The following is a 16,140-nucleotide window of genomic DNA, read 5'->3' on the forward strand; positions in this document are numbered from 1 at the left end:
AGGCGGGGTGCGGCTACGATGACCGGCACAAGGACGGGCGGCGCAAGGGAGTCGTCCCCTGGGGCGGCACCCACCGGTGCAACCCCAGGTCCTGCGGACAGGGGAGGCCCCACGCCGGGGCGAGGAGGGCGGGCCATGGTGCAGAAGGCCAAGATCCTCCTGGTCGATGACCGGCCGGAGAATCTGCTTGCGCTGGAGGCGATCCTCTCTGCGCTCGATCAGACGCTGGTGCGGGCATCGTCCGGGGAGGAAGCGCTCAAAGCGCTGCTCACGGACGACTTCGCGGTCATTCTGCTGGATGTCCAGATGCCGGGTATGGACGGCTTCGAAACAGCCGCGCACATCAAGCGGCGGGAGCGGACCCGGGACATCCCGATCATCTTCCTCACCGCGATCAACCACGGGCCGCACCACACCTTCCGGGGTTACGCGGCGGGCGCGGTCGACTACATCTCCAAGCCGTTCGACCCGTGGGTGCTGCGCGCGAAGGTCTCCGTCTTCGTCGAGCTGTACATGAAGAACTGCCAGCTGCGTGAGCAGGCGTCGCTGCTGCGGCTCCAGTTGGAGGGCAACGGCAAGGACGCGGACGGCGAGGCCAAGGAGTCGGCCGGGCTGCTCGCCGAGCTCTCCGCGCGGCTCGCGGCCGTCGAGGAGCAGGCCGAGGCGCTGACCAAGCAGCTCAACGACGACTCGACGGACGCGGCGGCGGTGGCCACGGCGGCTCATCTGGAGCGCAAGCTCACGGGGTTGCGGCGGGCGCTGGACGCACTGGAGCCCGGCACCGGAAGCACGTCGTCGGTGTCCTCGCAGAACTGACGCCCGGGCAGGCGCGGTTGCGCGCCCATGAACCCGCGTCAGTTCTGTGCCTCTCCCGGAGCGACACGAACGGGTGAAGCCGTAGGCACACGTGTCCCTTGTCGTCTCCCCCGGTAACCTCACACCCATGGCCTCACGTCCCTCCGCAGCCAAGAAGCCGCCCGCGAAGAAGGCGGCCGGTTCGGCGAAGGCTCCGGCGAAGAAGGCCGCTGCCAAAAAGGCTCCCGCGAAGAAGGCGCCCGCCAGGAAGGCCGCGGCGAAGAAAGCCGCGCCCAAACCGGCGCCGAGCCCGACCGGGGGCATCTACCGGCTCGTGCGCGCCCTGTGGCTCGGGGTCGCACACGCCGTCGGCGCCGTGTTCCGCGGCATAGGGCAGGGCGCCAAGAACCTCGATCCGGCACACCGCAAGGACGGCGTCGCCCTGCTGCTGCTCGGCATCGCCCTGATCGTCGCCGCGGGCACCTGGGCCGACCTGAAGGGCCCCGTGGGAGACCTGGTCGAGATCCTCGTGACCGGTGCCTTCGGCCGGCTCGACCTGCTCGTGCCGATCCTGCTCGCCGTCATCGCCGTGCGCTTCATCCGCCACCCGGAGAAACCCGAGGCCAACGGACGCATCGTCATCGGCCTGTCCGCGCTCGTCATCGGCGTGCTCGGCCAGGTCCACATCGCCTGCGGCGCGCCCGCCCGCGGCGACGGCATGCAGGCCATAAGGGCCGCCGGCGGCCTCATCGGCTGGGCCATGGCGACCCCGCTGTCGTACGCCATGGGCGACATGCTCGCCGTGCCGCTGCTCGTGCTGCTGACGGTCTTCGGGCTGCTGGTCGTCACGGCCACCCCGGTCAACGCCATTCCGCAGCGGCTGCGGCAGGCCGGGGTGCGGCTCGGGATCGTCCGCGATCCGGCCGAGGACGAGTTCGGCTTCGCCGAGGACGATGAGCGCTACGACGAACAGTGGCGGGAGGCGCTGCCCGCGCGCCCGCGCGGCAGGCGGACGCCGGCGCCCGCGGCGTACGACCCAGACAGCGCCGAGCAGGAGGCGCTCTCCCGGCGCCGCGGCCGTCCCCGGCGCTCCGCCGTGCCGCAGCCCGACATGGACCGGCCCAAGGACGCCGTGGACGTCGCCGCGGCGGCTGCCGCCGCGCTCGACGGGGCCGTGCTGCACGGGATGCCGCCGTCGCCGGTCGTCGCGGACCTCACCCAGGGCGTGACCGTCGGGGACCGCGAGGCGACCACGCCGACGCCCGTCCCGGCAGCCCGGCCCCAGCAGGAGAAGCTCCAGCAGGACGAGCCCGAGCAGGAGAGGCCGAAGGCGGGCGTCCGCGACCTCACCAAGTCCCCGCCCGCCAAGCCCCGCGACCTGCCCCCACGCGCGGAACAGCTCCAGCTGTCCGGGGACATCACGTACGCGCTGCCGTCGCTCGACCTCCTCACGCGCGGGGGCCCCGGCAAGGCCCGCAGCGCCGCCAACGACGCCATAGTCGCCGCGCTGACCAACGTCTTCACCGAGTTCAAGGTGGACGCCAACGTCACCGGCTTCACGCGCGGGCCGACGGTCACGCGCTACGAGATCGAGCTCGGCCCGGCCGTGAAGGTCGAGCGGATCACCGCGCTGGCCAAGAACATCGCCTACGCCGTCGCCAGCCCGGACGTGCGGATCATCAGCCCGATCCCCGGCAAGTCCGCGGTCGGCATCGAGATCCCGAACACCGATCGGGAGATGGTCAACCTCGGTGACGTCCTGCGGCTCGCGGAGTCCGCGGAGGACGACGACCCGATGCTGGTCGCCTTCGGCAAGGACGTCGAGGGCGGCTACGTCATGCACTCGCTGGCGAAGATGCCGCACATGCTGGTCGCCGGCGCCACCGGCTCCGGCAAGTCGTCCTGCATCAACTGCCTGATCACCTCGATCATGATGCGGGCGACGCCGGAGGACGTCCGGATGATCCTCGTCGACCCCAAGCGGGTCGAGCTGACCGCCTACGAGGGCATCCCGCACCTGATCACACCGATCATCACCAACCCCAAGCGGGCCGCCGAGGCGCTCCAGTGGGTCGTGCGCGAGATGGACCTGCGCTACGACGACCTGGCCGCCTACGGCTACCGGCACATCGACGACTTCAACCGGGCCGTGCGCGAGGGCAAGGTCAAACCGCCCGAGGGCAGCGAGCGCGAGCTCCAGCCGTACCCGTACCTGCTGGTCATCGTCGACGAGCTGGCCGACCTGATGATGGTCGCGCCGCGGGACGTCGAGGACGCGATCGTGCGCATCACACAGCTCGCGCGCGCGGCCGGCATCCATCTGGTGCTCGCCACGCAGCGGCCGTCGGTCGACGTCGTCACGGGCCTGATCAAGGCGAACGTGCCGTCGCGGCTGGCGTTCGCCACCTCGTCGCTCGCCGACTCGCGGGTCATCCTCGACCAGCCGGGCGCCGAGAAGCTCATCGGCAAGGGCGACGGGCTGTTCCTGCCGATGGGCGCCAACAAGCCGACCCGTATGCAGGGCGCCTTCGTCACCGAGGAGGAGATCGCGGGCGTCGTCCAGCACTGCAAGGACCAGATGGCGCCCGTCTTCCGGGACGACGTCACCGTCGGCACCAAGCAGAAGAAGGAGATCGACGAGGACATCGGCGACGACCTCGACCTGCTGTGCCAGGCGGCCGAACTGGTGGTCTCCACGCAGTTCGGGTCGACGTCCATGCTCCAGCGCAAACTGCGCGTCGGCTTCGCCAAGGCGGGGCGGCTGATGGACCTCATGGAGTCCCGGAACATCGTCGGTCCGAGCGAGGGTTCGAAGGCTCGTGACGTTCTTGTGAAGCCTGATGAGCTGGATGGCGTGCTCGCGCTGATCCGGGGGGAGTCTGAAGGGTAGGGAAGCGGGTCACGGCCGCCACGCCGAGTGGTACTGCAATCGGGTGTCCGGATCGTGACTCACCCGTAAGGGATCCTTGAGCAACCGTTTCCCTTCGGCGTACGTCAAGTTGAGGGAAGCGAGGAACAGCTTCCCCGGCCATCGGGATGTCGGGCCATTCCGATGGCGTACAAAGTGTCACCGCCCGGTTGCCCCACCCTTTTGTACCCCCCCTAGACTGAACCTCCAGCACAGGCGGCTACACGCTCGAAAGGCGCCCCCGTGTCCAACGGCAACTCCCCTGAAGACGAGCGTCCGTTCGAAGACGAGCGCGTCGAAGAAGACCGCGAGGAAGCCCGCCCCTCCATCGGCCGTGCCCTTCAGCAGGCGCGTATCGCCGCTGGGCTGACCGTCGACGACATCAGTAGCGCCACCCGGGTCCGCATGAACATCGTGCACGCCATCGAGGCGGACGACTTCACCGCCTGCGGTGGGGACGTCTATGCCCGAGGGCACATCAGGACCCTCGCCAAGGCCGTCCACCTCGACCCGGCGCCGCTGCTCGCCCAGTACGGCGACGAGCACGGCGGGCGCCCGGCTCCCACCCCGGCAGCTCCCCTCTTCGAGGCGGAACGTATCCGTCCGGAGCGGCGCGGGCCCAACTGGACCGCCGCCATGGTCGCCGCGATCGTCGCCGTGATCGGATTCGTCGGATTCACGATGTTCCAGGGCGGCGGCGACAGCGGCGGCGAGGCGAACGTGGCCGAGGGCTCCACGCCCACGACCGGCGGCTCCGCCTCCCCGACCACCAAGACCAAGAAGCCCACCGACCCCAAGCCCGAGGCGTCCGACAGCGCCATCGCGGCCGCGCCCCAGGACAAGGTGACCGTCCAGGTGGCCGCCGCCGACGGCCGCAGCTGGATCGCCGCCAAGGACCACAACGGCCGGATGATCTTCGACGGTGTCCTCGAGCAGGGCGAGACCAAGACCTTCCAGGACAGCTCGAAGGTGCACCTCGTCCTCGGGGACGCCGGCGTGATCGACCTCTTCGTCAACGGCAAGAAGATCAAGGACGACTTCCAGCCGGGCGCCGTGGAGCGCCTGACGTACACGAAGGGTGACCCCGAGGCCGGATAACCGGCCCGGTGGGTGCAGTCGCTACGGGGTTGGCCTGGAAACGGCCAACCCCGTCGACGTGGGGTGTCAGCGGGACGAAGTACTCTTGAGCCCATGCCTGAACGCCGTACCGTCGCACTCGTCACCCTTGGCTGCGCCCGTAACGAGGTGGACTCGGAGGAGCTCGCAGGCCGTTTGGAGGCGGACGGCTGGCAGCTCGTGGAGGACGCCGAGGACGCGGACGTCGCCGTCGTGAACACCTGTGGCTTCGTCGAGGCCGCCAAGAAGGACTCCGTCGACGCCCTCCTGGAAGCCAACGACCTCAAGGGACACGGCAGAACCCAGGCCGTCGTGGCGGTCGGCTGCATGGCCGAGCGGTACGGCAAGGAGCTCGCCGAGGCCCTTCCCGAGGCCGACGGTGTGCTCGGGTTCGACGACTACACGGACATCTCGGACCGGCTGCAGACCATCCTCAACGGCGGCATCCACGCCTCGCACACTCCGCGCGACCGGCGCAAGCTGCTGCCGATCAGCCCGGCCGAGCGCCAGGAGTCGGCCACCGCGGTCGCACTGCCCGGCCACGCCCCCGCCGACCTCCCGGAGGGCCTCGCTCCGGCCTCCGGCCCGCGCGCGCCCCTGCGCCGCCGTCTGGACGGCTCCCCGGTCGCCTCCGTGAAGCTCGCCTCCGGCTGCGACCGGCGCTGCTCCTTCTGCGCCATCCCGTCCTTCCGCGGCTCCTTCATCTCCCGCCGTCCGAGCGACGTGCTGAACGAGACGCGCTGGCTGGCCGAGCAGGGCGTGAAGGAGATCATGCTGGTCTCCGAGAACAACACCTCCTACGGCAAGGACCTCGGCGACATCCGCCTGCTGGAGTCGCTGCTGCCCGAGCTCGCCGAGGTGGACGGCATCGAGCGGGTCCGGGTGAGCTACCTGCAGCCCGCGGAGATGCGGCCGGGCCTGATCGACGTGCTGACCTCCACCCCCAAGGTCGCGCCCTACTTCGACCTGTCCTTCCAGCACTCCGCGCCCGGCGTGCTGCGCGCGATGCGCCGCTTCGGCGACACCGACCGGTTCCTGGAACTGCTCGACACGATCCGCAGCAAGGCACCCGAGGCCGGTGTGCGCTCCAACTTCATCGTCGGCTTCCCCGGCGAGAGCGAGGCCGACCTCGCCGAGCTGGAGCGGTTCCTGAACGGTGCGCGGCTGGACGCCATCGGTGTCTTCGGCTACTCCGACGAGGAGGGCACCGAGGCGGCGACCTACGACAACAAGCTCGACGAGGACGTCGTCGCCGAGCGGCTGGCCCGTGTCTCGCGACTGGCCGAGGAACTCGTCTCGCAGCGCGCCGAGGAGCGCGTCGGCCAGACGGTGCACGTGCTCGTCGAGTCCGTCGACGACGCGGAGGGCGTGTACGGCCGCGCGGCGCACCAGGCACCCGAGACGGACGGCCAGGTGCTGCTCACGAGCGGCGCGGGTCTGAGCAGCGGCCGTATGGTCGAGGCGAAGGTGGTCGGTACGGAGGGCGTCGACCTGGTGGCCGAGCCGCTTCAGGGCTCGTTCGCGTCGCCGGCGTGGAGTGAGGAGGCGGGCAGATGACCGGTGTTCCGGCATCCGCGGCGGGCGGTCCCTCCGGCGCGAGGAGGGCCGCAGCCGGTGCGGCTCCGGGGAAGGTTCCCGGGGCTTCCGCGGGCCGGGCGGCCGCGCGGTCGGCCGAGGGCGGGGCGTCCGGTGCGGCGCCAGGGGCAGGGCAGGGTGCGGCGGCCGGTGCGGATGGCTCTGGGGCCGCTGCCGGTGACGGCTCCGAGAGCGCCGTCGTCGACGCGCAGGACGACGGGAAGCCGGCGCGGGGCGGGAAACTGGCGGCCGCGGCCGTCAACCAGGCCAGCGTCTGGAACGTCGCCAACCTCCTGACCATGCTCCGGCTGATCCTCGTACCGGCCTTCGTGGCGCTGATGCTCGCGGACGGCGGGTACGACCCGGCGTGGCGGGCATTCGCCTGGGCGGCCTTCGCCATCGCCATGATCACCGACCTCTTCGACGGTCACCTGGCGCGCAGGTACAACCTGGTCACGGACTTCGGGAAGATCGCCGACCCCATCGCCGACAAGGCGATCATGGGGGCGGCGCTGATCTGTCTGTCCGCGCTCGGTGATCTGCCGTGGTGGGTGACCGGCGTCATCCTCGGCCGGGAACTCGGCATCACGCTGCTGCGTTTTCTGGTCATCCGGTACGGCGTCATCCCCGCCAGCCGCGGAGGCAAGCTCAAGACGCTCACCCAGGGCGTGGCCGTGGGCATGTATGTGCTGGCGCTGACGGGATGGCTGGCCACCCTGAGGTTTTGGGTGATGGCTGCGGCGGTCGTGCTGACCGTGGTGACCGGGCTCGACTATGTGAAACAGGCCATTGTGCTGCGCAGGCAGGGAATCGCCGAGCGCAAGGCCGCGTTGGAGGAGAAGGAAGCGTGAGTTCCACGGCCACCGACGTGGTGCGACTACTCACGGTGAAGGGCGAGACGCTCGCCGTCGCGGAGTCGCTGACCGGTGGTCTCGTTGCGGCGGAGATCACATCCGTCCCCGGGGCGTCCAAGGTCTTCCGGGGCTCGGTGACGGCGTACGCCACCGACCTGAAGCAGGAACTGCTGAGTGTCGACGCCGCCCTGCTGGCAGTGCGAGGAGCGGTGGATCCGCAGGTCGCGGCCCAGATGGCGGCCGGAGTGCGCAAGGCGCTCGGCACGGACTGGGGCATCGCGACCACCGGTGTGGCGGGGCCGGAGCCACAGGACGGACAGGCCGTCGGGACGGTCTTCGTCGCCGTGGACGGACCCCGGAGGGCCGATTCCGGTTCTGCCGGCGGCGGAAAAGTGGAGGCTCTGCGGTTGAACGGCGACCGCGAGGAAATTCGTAGAGAGAGTGTACGGAGCGTACTCGCACTGCTCCTGAAGGAGCTTGCGGGCGAACAGACTGGGAATGAGCGGGCACAGGATACGGAACGGAACGGGGGGTTTTGATGTTTGCAGCCCTGAGTGAACACGACATCGCTCCCCGCACGGCCGCGGCGCAAGGCGGTACGGTGGGGCGTAATGGATGCGGCTACGCGGTCCGAGGAGGGAGCCACCGATGATTCTGCTCCGTCGCCTGCTGGGTGACGTGCTGCGTCGGCAGCGCCAGCGCCAGGGCCGTACTCTGCGCGAAGTCTCCTCGTCCGCCCGAGTCTCACTCGGCTATCTCTCCGAGGTGGAGCGGGGGCAGAAGGAGGCTTCCTCCGAACTGCTCTCCGCCATCTGCGACGCGCTGGACGTACGGATGTCCGAGCTCATGCGAGAAGTGAGCGACGAGCTCGCCCTGGCGGAGCTGGCCCAGTCCGCTGCGGCCACCCCCAGCGAACCTGTGCCCACGCCGGTTCGCCCGATGCTGGGTTCCGTTTCGGTGACCGGTGTGCCACCGGAACGGGTGACCATCAAGGCGCCCGCCGAGGCGGTGGACGTCGTCGCCGCGTGACGTTTCGCGCGTGCGTGGCATGAACGAGCGGCGCTGACCAGGCGCCGAGACTGGTGAGGCCCCGGCCGGGGTTCTCCGGGAGATCCGGAGGGGTGTCGGTCGGGGTTTTCGCTTGCCCGCCGGCTGCCGGGCAGGGTTGTGCCCGATTTGTTTGCGTTTGCCGGTAGGGCGTGCGGCGGTCATCGTTGAGGGGAACGGCGGGGGGAAGCCAACGGAGGTGCGGATGTACGTCGTGAAGAGCCCGCTGTCCGACGCGAGCCTGAAGACCGTGTCCGAGGCGTTGCAGGGCGCCCTCGTCGACCTGGTGGACCTCGCCCTCGTGGCGAAGCAGATCCACTGGAACGTGGTGGGGCCCCGCTTCCGTTCCGTGCATCTCCAGCTCGACGAGGTCGTCGACACCGCGCGGAAGTACTCCGACACCGTGGCGGAGCGCGCCGCGGCGCTCGGGATCTCCCCCGACGGGCGTGCCGCGACGGTCGCCGTCGGAAGCGGGATCGGCGTGACCCCCGAGGGGTGGGTCGACGACACGACCGCCGTGGGGGCGCTCGTCGAGGCGCTGGGCGCGGTGATCGCGCGGATGCGGGAGCGGGTCGAGGCGACCGGTGAGCCGGATCCGGTGAGCCAGGACATCTTCATCGGGATCACAGCGGACCTGGAGAAGCATCACTGGATGTTCCAGGCCGAGAACGGGTGACCGCAGCGGGCGCGGCAGCGGGCGACGGGCCGGCCGGAGGGCTCGCCGCTCGGGGCTTCGCGGCTCGCGGTCTCGCGGCTCACGGTCTCGCAGCTCGGCGCAGTGGGGCGCGCGGTGCGCCCGTGTGCCGTTGGTGCGCCCTGCCCGCCGGCCCGAGGGGCCGCCTAGCGTCGGGCTGGAGGTGGCGGTCATGGCGGGGATAGGGCGCTGGGGGGCGCGCGGCGCTGTGCTGGGGCTGGGGGCGCTGTGGTGGTGGGCGGTGCTGCGGCTGGTGGTCGCGCCCGGGGCCGGGGTGCTGGAGGCGACGGTCGCGGCCGGGGGATGGGGGCTGAGCGTGCTGCCGGTGCATTGCGTGCCGAAGGGGCGGGCTGGTGGGGTCCTGGGTACCGGGCGGTGGCGGAGGGTGCTGGGAGTGGGGGGCCGGGGTGTGGTGTCGCGGAGGGGGTGATGCCGGGGTGGGGTACTACTTCGGGGGTGTGGGGTCTTTTCCGGGGTGGGCGGGGTGCCAGGTGTGTCTTACCAGAGCATCGCCACACCGCCGTTCGGGCGGATGATCTGGCCCGTCGTGAAGGACGAGGCGTCGGATGCCAGGTGCAGGACCGCGTGGGCGATGTCCTCGGGCGCGCCGACCCGGCCCAGGGGTGACATACGGGCCATGACGGCCTCCGTCTTCGCCTGGGCCTCGCTGTCGTGGCGGTCGGTCATGGGGGTACGGATCCAGCCCGGCGCGACCGCGTTGACGCGGATACCGTGCCGGCCCACCTCGGTCGCGAGGGTCCGGGTCAGCTGGACCACCGCCGCTTTGGCCGCGCCGTAGCAGAGCAGGCCGGGGGCGCCGGTGTCGACGGCACCCGAGGCCATGGTGACGATGCTGCCCCCGGTACCCCGGGCGATCATCAGGCGGGCTGCCTCCTGGCAGGCGTAGAGCACTCCCTTGAAGTTGACGTCGAGCACTCGGTCGAGGTCCTCGTCCCGGGTCTCCAGGACCGGGCTGCTGTGCATGATCCCGGCGATCGCGGCCAGGACGTCCAGGCGTTCGCAGGAGGTGATGGCCTGCCTCAGCCGGGCGCGGTCGGTGACGTCGAGGACGTGGGTGTGGGCGGTGCCGCCACCGTCCTTGATCAGGGTCGCCGTCTCGTGCAGTCCCTCGGGGTCCCGGTCCGCGCAGTGCACGGTGGCGCCCGCCTCCCCGAGCAGGAGCGCCGAGGCGCGGCCGATGCCGCTCGCGGCTCCGGTGACGAACGCGGTGCGGCCGGTGAGGTCGTACGCCGTGACGGGCATACAGGGACCGTACGAGCGTTTCTGACGGGTCGTCAATTGGTGCGGCGGCGCCGGGTCGGGGAAGGGGCCGGGGCGGGGCCCGGCTGGCAGGTGGGGCACCAGTACGTGGGGCGTTCGCGGGAGCCGTCGCCCTGGTCGGCGACACGGACGGAGGTGTGGCAGCGCAGGCAGGGGCGAGGGGCCCGGCCGTAGACGAAGAGGTCCTGGCCGCGGCGGCCCGTCGTCGTGCGGATCGGGCGGTCGCGGTTGGTCTCCAGCAGCCTCTTGGCGAGCGCGGGCAGTTGGGCGGCGCGCTCGGCGGGCAGGTCGCCGACGGGCAGCCAGGGGGTGACGCCGAGCAGGAAGCAGAGCTCGCTCTTGTAGACATTGCCGATACCGGCGAGGTTGCGCTGGTCGAGCAGGGCCTCGCCGAGGGGGCGGGCGGGGTCCTGGAGGAGATGGGCGAGGGCCCGGTCGGGGTCCCAGTCCGGGCCCAGGAGGTCGGGGCCGAGGTGCCCGACCACGCGGTGCTCGTCGGTGGTGCGCAGGAGCTCCACTACGGGGAGGCGGTAGCCGACGGCCGTGCTGTCGGCGTTGCCCAGGATCGCGCGGATCTGGTGGCCGGGGCCGCCGCTCCAGCGCCTGCCGTTCGCGTACACCTTCCAGGAGCCGTCCATCCGCAGATGCGAGTGCAGAGTCAGGCCGCCCTCGACGCGGGTCAGGAGGTGCTTGCCGCGCGGGGTGACGTCCAGGACCGTACGACCTGTGAGGTCGGCCGTGGCGAGCCGGGGCACCCGGAGGTCGCTGCGGGTCAGCACCTTGCCCGCGAGGGCGTGGTGCAGCCGGCTCGCGGTCTGCCAGACCGTGTCACCTTCGGGCATGGGTCAAGGGTGGCACGTCGCCGGGACGATCAGGCGCGCAGGCGGAGGCCACGGGGGGTCGCGATGAAGCCCGCTCCTTCCAGAAGGGTGCCGATGGGGGAGGTCAGGGCCTGGGCGCCGTTGACGCGCTCCACCGTGACCGTGCCGAGGGAGCCGGCGCGGGCGGCTGCGGCGAGGGCCTCCGCCGCGGTGCGCAGACGGGGGTCGTCGGTGGGGGCGCCGTCCGGGTCCGCGGCCCAGGCGAGCAGGGTCTTGCCGCCGCGCTCCATGTAGAGCGTCAGTTCGCCGTCGACGAGCACCACCAGGGAGCCCGCCTTGCGGCCCGGCTTGTGCCCGGCGCCGGTCGGGGGCTCGGGCCAGGGCAGCGCGGCACCGTACGCGTTCGCCGGGTCGGCGGCGGCGAGGACGACGGCCCGGGAGGCGGAGTCCGGGCGGCTGCGGCGGCCCGGGGAGCCGGGGGCGTACGGCGCGCGTCCGCCGTTCTGCCAGGGCGGGGGGGCCTGCGGGGGGTAGTCCCGCGGCGAGACGTACTCGTCCCTGGACGGCTGGGGGGCCGGGGTGACGTAGGCGGGGCCGAGGCCGGGGAAACCGTCGGCGCCGGGGTCGCCCGGGTGGTCGCTGGGCGGGAACGAGTCGTCTTGTCCGGCGAAGTCATGGGCGGCGAAGTCATGAGCGGCGAAGTCATGGGCGGGGAACGGATCGAGGTCGGGGCCCGGAGGCGGGCCGGGCAGGTCCTCGCCGCGGTCGCGGGCGTTGGCCACCGCGCGCAGGCGGTCCACGGCACCGTCCATCGCGAACTGCGCGGCGCCGAGGCCCTCCACGACGTAGCCGCGGCGGGCCTGGCCGCTCTCCTCGAAGGCGGACAGGACGCGGTACGTCGCCGAGAAGCCGCCCTCGACGCCCTCCGCCGAGACCGCGCCCCTGGTCACCACGCCGTGCCGGTCGAGGAGCGTGCGGGCGAGGGCGTGGGCCCGCACCGTCGGGTCCGGCTCGTGGGCCGGGAGCAGGGACCAGCGGCCGGCGACGGTCGGCGGGCCGGACCGGGAAGCCGGGCGGGCCGCAGCCGTCTGGGAGCCGTAGCGGCCGCGCGGGACCGCACGCTTGGCGCGGTGGGCCGTGGAGCCGGCGGTGCGGCCCGAGCCGAGCAGGGAGCGCATGGGCGCGAGCGTGTCGTTGGTCAGACGTCCGGACCAGGCCAGATCCCAGAGCGCGTCGGCCAGCTGGGGATCGGTGGCGTCGGGGTGGGTGGTGGCCCGGACCTGGTCGGCGATCTGGCGGAAGAACAGGCCGTAGCCGCCGGAGAGGGTGTCCAGGACGGACTGGTGCAGGGCGGTCAGCTCCAGGGGGTGTGGGGGCGGCAGGAGCAGGGGCGCCGCGTCCGCCAGGTAGAGGGAGACCCAGCCGTCCTTGCCGGGGAGGGAGCCCGCCCCGGCCCAGACGACCTCTCCTGCGGCGGTGAGCTCGTCCAGCATGGCCGGGTTGTAGTTCACGACCCGGGAGGGCAACACCAGCTTCTCCAGCGCGGAGGCGGGCACGGACGCGCCCTGCACCTGCTCGATGGCGCGCACCAGGCCGTCGATGCCGCGCAGGGAATGCCCCTTGCCGATGTGCTGCCACTGGGGAAGGAACTGGGCGAGCGCGGCCGGCGGCACCGGCTCCAGCTCATGGCGCAGGGCGGCCAGGGAGCGGCGGCGCAGCCGACGCAGCACGGCCGCGTCGCACCACTCCTGGCCGATCCCGGCCGGGTGGAACTCGCCCTGGACGACCCGGCCCGCCGCGGCCAGCCGCTGGAGGGCGCCCTCGGTGACGGCCACGCCCAGGCCGAAGCGGGCCGCCGCCGTGGTCGACGTGAACGGGCCGTGGGTGCGGGCGTAACGCGCGAGGAGGTCGCCGAGCGGGTCCTTGACGGGCTCCGTGAAGGCCTCCGGGACACCGACCGGCAGGGCGGTGCCCAGTGCGTCGCGCAGCCGGCCCGCGTCCTCGATCGCCGCCCAGTGGTCACTGCCCGCGATCCGGACCCGGATGGCGCGGCGGGCGCCGGCCAGGTCCTGAGCCCACCGCGGTTCGGCGCCCCGCTCGGCCAGTTCCGCGTCCGTGAGCGGGCCGAGAAGGCGGAGGAGGTCCGCGACGCCTTCGGCATCCTTGACGCGGCGGTCCTCGGTGAGCCACTGAAGCTCCCGCTCCAGCTCCGTCAGCACCTCCGCGTCGAGCAGCTCGCGCAGCTCCGCCTGGCCCAGCAGCTCGGCCAGCAGCCGCGAGTCCAGCGACAGGGCGGCGGCACGGCGCTCGGCGAGCGGGGAATCGCCCTCGTACAGGAACTGGGCGACGTAGCCGAAGAGGAGGGAGCGGGCGAAGGGGGACGGCTCGGGGGTGGTGACCTCGACGAGGCGCACCTTGCGGGACTCCAGGTCGCCCATCAGCTCGACGAGCCCCGGGACGTCGAAGACGTCCTGCAGGCACTCGCGGACCGCCTCCAGGACGATCGGGAACGAGCCGAACTCGCTCGCCACCTGGAGCAGCTGGGAGGCGCGCTGGCGTTGCTGCCACAGCGGCGTGCGCTTGCCCGGGTTGCGGCGCGGGAGCAGCAGCGCGCGGGCGGCGCACTCGCGGAAACGGGCCGCGAACAGCGCCGAGCTGCCCACCTGGTCGGTGACGACCTGGTCGACCTCGCCCTTGTCGAAGACGACGTCGGCGGCGCCCACGGGGGCCTGCTCGGCGTCGTACTCCCGGCCCATCTTCACCGGCTCCTGGTCCAGCAGGTCCAGGCCCATCAGGTCGGCGTCAGGCAGGCGCAGCACGATGCCGTCGTCGGCGTGCATGACCTGCGCGTCCATGCCGTAGCGCTCGGAGAGCTTCGCGCCGAGCGCGAGGGCCCAGGGGGCGTGCACCTGGGCCCCGAAGGGCGAGTGCACGACCACGCGCCAGTCGCCGAGCTCGTCGCGGAAGCGCTCCACGACGATCGTCCGGTCGTCCGGGACGTGGCCGCAGGCCTCGCGCTGCTCGTCCAGGTAGGACAGCACGTTGTCCGCCGCCCAGGCGTCCAGGCCGGCGGCGAGGAGGCGCAGCCGGGCGTCGTCCTTGGGCAGTGAGCCGACCTCGCGCAGGAACGCGCCCACCGCCCGGCCCAGCTCGAGCGGGCGGCCCAGCTGGTCGCCCTTCCAGAAGGGCAGCCGGCCCGGCACGCCCGGGGCCGGGGAGACCAGGACGCGGTCGCGGGTGATGTCCTCGATGCGCCAGGAACTCGTGCCGAGCGTGAAGACGTCGCCGACGCGGGACTCGTAGACCATCTCCTCGTCGAGCTCGCCGACCCGGCCGCCGCCCTTCTTGGGGTCGGTGCCGGCGAGGAAGACACCGAAGAGGCCGCGGTCGGGGATCGTGCCCCCGGACGTGACGGCGAGGCGCTGCGCGCCGGGGCGGCCCGTGATCTCGCCGGTGACGCGGTCCCACACCACCCGCGGGCGCAGCTCGGCGAAGGCGTCGGACGGGTAGCGGCCGGCCAGCATGTCGAGGACCGCCGTGAAGGCCGACTCCGGGAGGGAGGCGAAGGGGGCGGCCCGTCGGACGGCGGCGAGGAGGTCGTCGAACTGCCAGGTGTCCATGGCCGTCATGGCGACGATCTGCTGGGCCAGGACGTCCAACGGGTTGGCGGGGACCCTGAGGGACTCGATGGCACCGGTCCGCATGCGCTCGGTGACCACCGCCGCCTGGACCAGGTCGCCGCGGTACTTCGGGAAGACCACGCCGGTGGAGACCGCGCCCACCTGGTGGCCCGCCCGGCCGACGCGTTGCAGGCCGGAGGCCACCGAGGGGGGTGATTCGACCTGGACCACCAGGTCGACCGCGCCCATGTCGATGCCCAGTTCGAGACTGGACGTGGCCACGACCGCCGGGAGGCGGCCCGCCTTGAGGTCCTCCTCGACCAGGGCACGCTGCTCCTTGGACACCGAGCCGTGGTGGGCGCGGGCGATGACGTGGGGTGCGCCCTGGGCGGCTCCCGAACCGCCCATGAGCTCGGCGGGGGAGTGGTGCTCGTCGAGGGTCTCGCCCGTGGCCCGTTCGTACGCGATCTCGTTCAGGCGGTTGCACAGGCGCTCCGCGAGGCGGCGGGAGTTCGCGAAGACGATCGTGGAGCGGTGAGACTGGACGAGGTCGGTGATCCGCTCCTCCACATGCGGCCAGATCGACGGGCGCTCGGCGCCCTCCGAGCCGTCGGCCACCGGGGAGCCGCCCAGCTCGCCCAGGTCCTCGACCGGGACGACCACGGAGAGGTCGAACTCCTTGCCCGACTCCGGCTGGACGATCTCCACCTTGCGGCGGGGCGAGAGGAAACGGGCCACCTCGTCGACGGGGCGGACCGTCGCGGAGAGTCCGATGCGGCGGGCGGGCTTCGGGAGGAGCTCGTCCAGCCGCTCCAGGGAGAGCGCGAGGTGGGCGCCGCGCTTGGTGCCCGCGACCGCGTGCACCTCGTCCAGGATCACCGTCTCCACGCCGGTCAGTGCGTCGCGCGTGGCCGAGGTCAGCATCAGGAACAGCGACTCGGGGGTGGTGATCAGGATGTCCGGCGGGCGGGTGGACAGGGCGCGGCGCTCGGCGGCGGGGGTGTCGCCCGAGCGGATGCCCACCTTGACCTCGGGCTCGGGCAGGCCCATCCGTACGGATTCCTGGCGGATGCCGGTCAGGGGGCTGCGGAGGTTGCGCTCGACGTCCACGGCCAGGGCCTTCAGCGGCGAGATGTACAGGACCCGGCAGCGCTTCCTCGGGTCGGCGGGAGGAGGAGTCGACGCGAGCTGGTCCAGGGCGGCGAGGAAGGCGGCCAGGGTCTTGCCGGAGCCCGTGGGGGCTACGACGAGCACGTCCGAACCCTCGTGGATGGCCTGCCACGCACCGGACTGGGCCGTGGTGGGCGCCGAGAAGGCGCCCGAGAACCAGGCGCGGGTCGCGGGGGAGAAGCCGTCCAGGGGTCCGGGTGCTTTGCTGGGCATGCGTCCATCGTGCACCCCGGCACTGACAACGGGACGCCGCCGCGGT

At 72.2% G+C, this 16,140-nt stretch carries 12 protein-coding genes; 9 read left to right on the top strand and 3 right to left on the bottom strand.

Annotation, left to right across the window (positions count from 1 at the left end; translation table 11 throughout):
- Positions 1-135: 135 nt before the first annotated feature.
- The 9 genes from QF034_RS29795 to QF034_RS29835 all read left to right on the top strand — a co-directional run bounded on the left by QF034_RS29795 (position 136) and on the right by QF034_RS29835 (position 9,419).
- Positions 136-816 carry a response regulator gene (locus QF034_RS29795; protein ID WP_059418393.1) on the top strand — a complete coding sequence of 227 codons (681 nt, stop codon included), beginning with the start codon at positions 136-138 and terminating at the stop codon, positions 814-816.
- A gap of 127 nt (positions 817-943) precedes the next feature.
- Entirely contained in the window at positions 944-3,685 is a 2,742-nt protein-coding gene (locus tag QF034_RS29800; RefSeq protein WP_307177791.1) for an FtsK/SpoIIIE family DNA translocase, read from the top strand.
- Positions 3,686-3,946: 261 nt separating this feature from the next.
- Positions 3,947-4,801 carry a helix-turn-helix domain-containing protein gene (locus tag QF034_RS29805; protein WP_307177792.1) on the top strand — a complete coding sequence of 285 codons (855 nt, stop codon included), beginning with the start codon at positions 3,947-3,949 and terminating at the stop codon, positions 4,799-4,801.
- A 93-nt stretch (positions 4,802-4,894) separates the two neighbouring features.
- Complete coding sequence (gene rimO / locus QF034_RS29810; protein ID WP_307177793.1) at positions 4,895-6,376, top strand: 30S ribosomal protein S12 methylthiotransferase RimO; 1,482 nt, start codon at positions 4,895-4,897, stop codon at positions 6,374-6,376.
- Positions 6,373-7,245, top strand: coding sequence for a CDP-diacylglycerol--glycerol-3-phosphate 3-phosphatidyltransferase (gene pgsA / locus QF034_RS29815; RefSeq protein WP_307177794.1), 873 nt, complete (start codon positions 6,373-6,375; stop codon positions 7,243-7,245). Before rimO ends, pgsA begins: the two co-directional genes overlap by 4 nt.
- A complete protein-coding gene (locus tag QF034_RS29820) occupies positions 7,242-7,787 on the top strand; it encodes a CinA family protein (RefSeq protein ID WP_307177795.1) in 546 nt (181 codons plus the stop codon). Before pgsA ends, QF034_RS29820 begins: the two co-directional genes overlap by 4 nt.
- 109 nt (positions 7,788-7,896) lie before the next feature.
- Entirely contained in the window at positions 7,897-8,277 is a 381-nt protein-coding gene (locus QF034_RS29825) for a helix-turn-helix domain-containing protein (protein ID WP_003993396.1), read from the top strand.
- 223 nt (positions 8,278-8,500) lie between these two features.
- A complete protein-coding gene (locus tag QF034_RS29830; RefSeq protein ID WP_243379206.1) occupies positions 8,501-8,971 on the top strand; it encodes a Dps family protein in 471 nt (156 codons plus the stop codon).
- 190 nt (positions 8,972-9,161) lie between these two features.
- Positions 9,162-9,419, top strand: coding sequence for a hypothetical protein (locus QF034_RS29835; RefSeq protein WP_307177796.1), 258 nt, complete (start codon positions 9,162-9,164; stop codon positions 9,417-9,419).
- Between the two features lie 68 nt (positions 9,420-9,487).
- Here the strand turns inward: QF034_RS29835 and QF034_RS29840 are convergent, their stop codons facing one another.
- The 3 genes from QF034_RS29840 to QF034_RS29850 are packed head-to-tail and all read right to left on the bottom strand — an operon-like array spanning position 9,488 to position 16,094.
- Positions 9,488-10,252: an SDR family NAD(P)-dependent oxidoreductase gene (locus tag QF034_RS29840; RefSeq protein WP_307177797.1), complete on the bottom strand. Its 765-nt coding sequence runs from the start codon at positions 10,250-10,252 to the stop codon at positions 9,488-9,490.
- A 32-nt stretch (positions 10,253-10,284) separates the two neighbouring features.
- Positions 10,285-11,112, bottom strand: coding sequence for an Fpg/Nei family DNA glycosylase (locus tag QF034_RS29845; protein ID WP_307177798.1), 828 nt, complete (start codon positions 11,110-11,112; stop codon positions 10,285-10,287).
- A 29-nt stretch (positions 11,113-11,141) separates the two neighbouring features.
- Positions 11,142-16,094: an ATP-dependent helicase gene (locus QF034_RS29850; protein WP_307177799.1), complete on the bottom strand. Its 4,953-nt coding sequence runs from the start codon at positions 16,092-16,094 to the stop codon at positions 11,142-11,144.
- Positions 16,095-16,140: the final 46 nt, after the last annotated feature.

Source organism: Streptomyces africanus, from assembly GCF_030816955.1.
Lineage (GTDB): Bacteria > Actinomycetota > Actinomycetes > Streptomycetales > Streptomycetaceae > Streptomyces > Streptomyces africanus.

What these genes read in the sequence shown, in the direction of transcription:
- QF034_RS29795 (WP_059418393.1), top strand. Translation starts at nt 136, where the DNA reads ATGGTGCAGAAGGCCAAGATCCTCCTGGTCGATGACCGGCCGGAGAAT.
- QF034_RS29800 (WP_307177791.1), top strand. Translation starts at nt 944, where the DNA reads ATGGCCTCACGTCCCTCCGCAGCCAAGAAGCCGCCCGCGAAGAAGGCG.
- rimO (WP_307177793.1), top strand. Translation starts at nt 4,895, where the DNA reads ATGCCTGAACGCCGTACCGTCGCACTCGTCACCCTTGGCTGCGCCCGT.
- pgsA (WP_307177794.1), top strand. Translation starts at nt 6,373, where the DNA reads ATGACCGGTGTTCCGGCATCCGCGGCGGGCGGTCCCTCCGGCGCGAGG.
- QF034_RS29825 (WP_003993396.1), top strand. Translation starts at nt 7,897, where the DNA reads ATGATTCTGCTCCGTCGCCTGCTGGGTGACGTGCTGCGTCGGCAGCGC.
- QF034_RS29830 (WP_243379206.1), top strand. Translation starts at nt 8,501, where the DNA reads ATGTACGTCGTGAAGAGCCCGCTGTCCGACGCGAGCCTGAAGACCGTG.
- QF034_RS29835 (WP_307177796.1), top strand. Translation starts at nt 9,162, where the DNA reads ATGGCGGGGATAGGGCGCTGGGGGGCGCGCGGCGCTGTGCTGGGGCTG.
- QF034_RS29840 (WP_307177797.1), bottom strand. Translation starts at nt 10,252, where the DNA reads ATGCCCGTCACGGCGTACGACCTCACCGGCCGCACCGCGTTCGTCACC.
- QF034_RS29845 (WP_307177798.1), bottom strand. Translation starts at nt 11,112, where the DNA reads ATGCCCGAAGGTGACACGGTCTGGCAGACCGCGAGCCGGCTGCACCAC.
- QF034_RS29850 (WP_307177799.1), bottom strand. Translation starts at nt 16,094, where the DNA reads ATGCCCAGCAAAGCACCCGGACCCCTGGACGGCTTCTCCCCCGCGACC.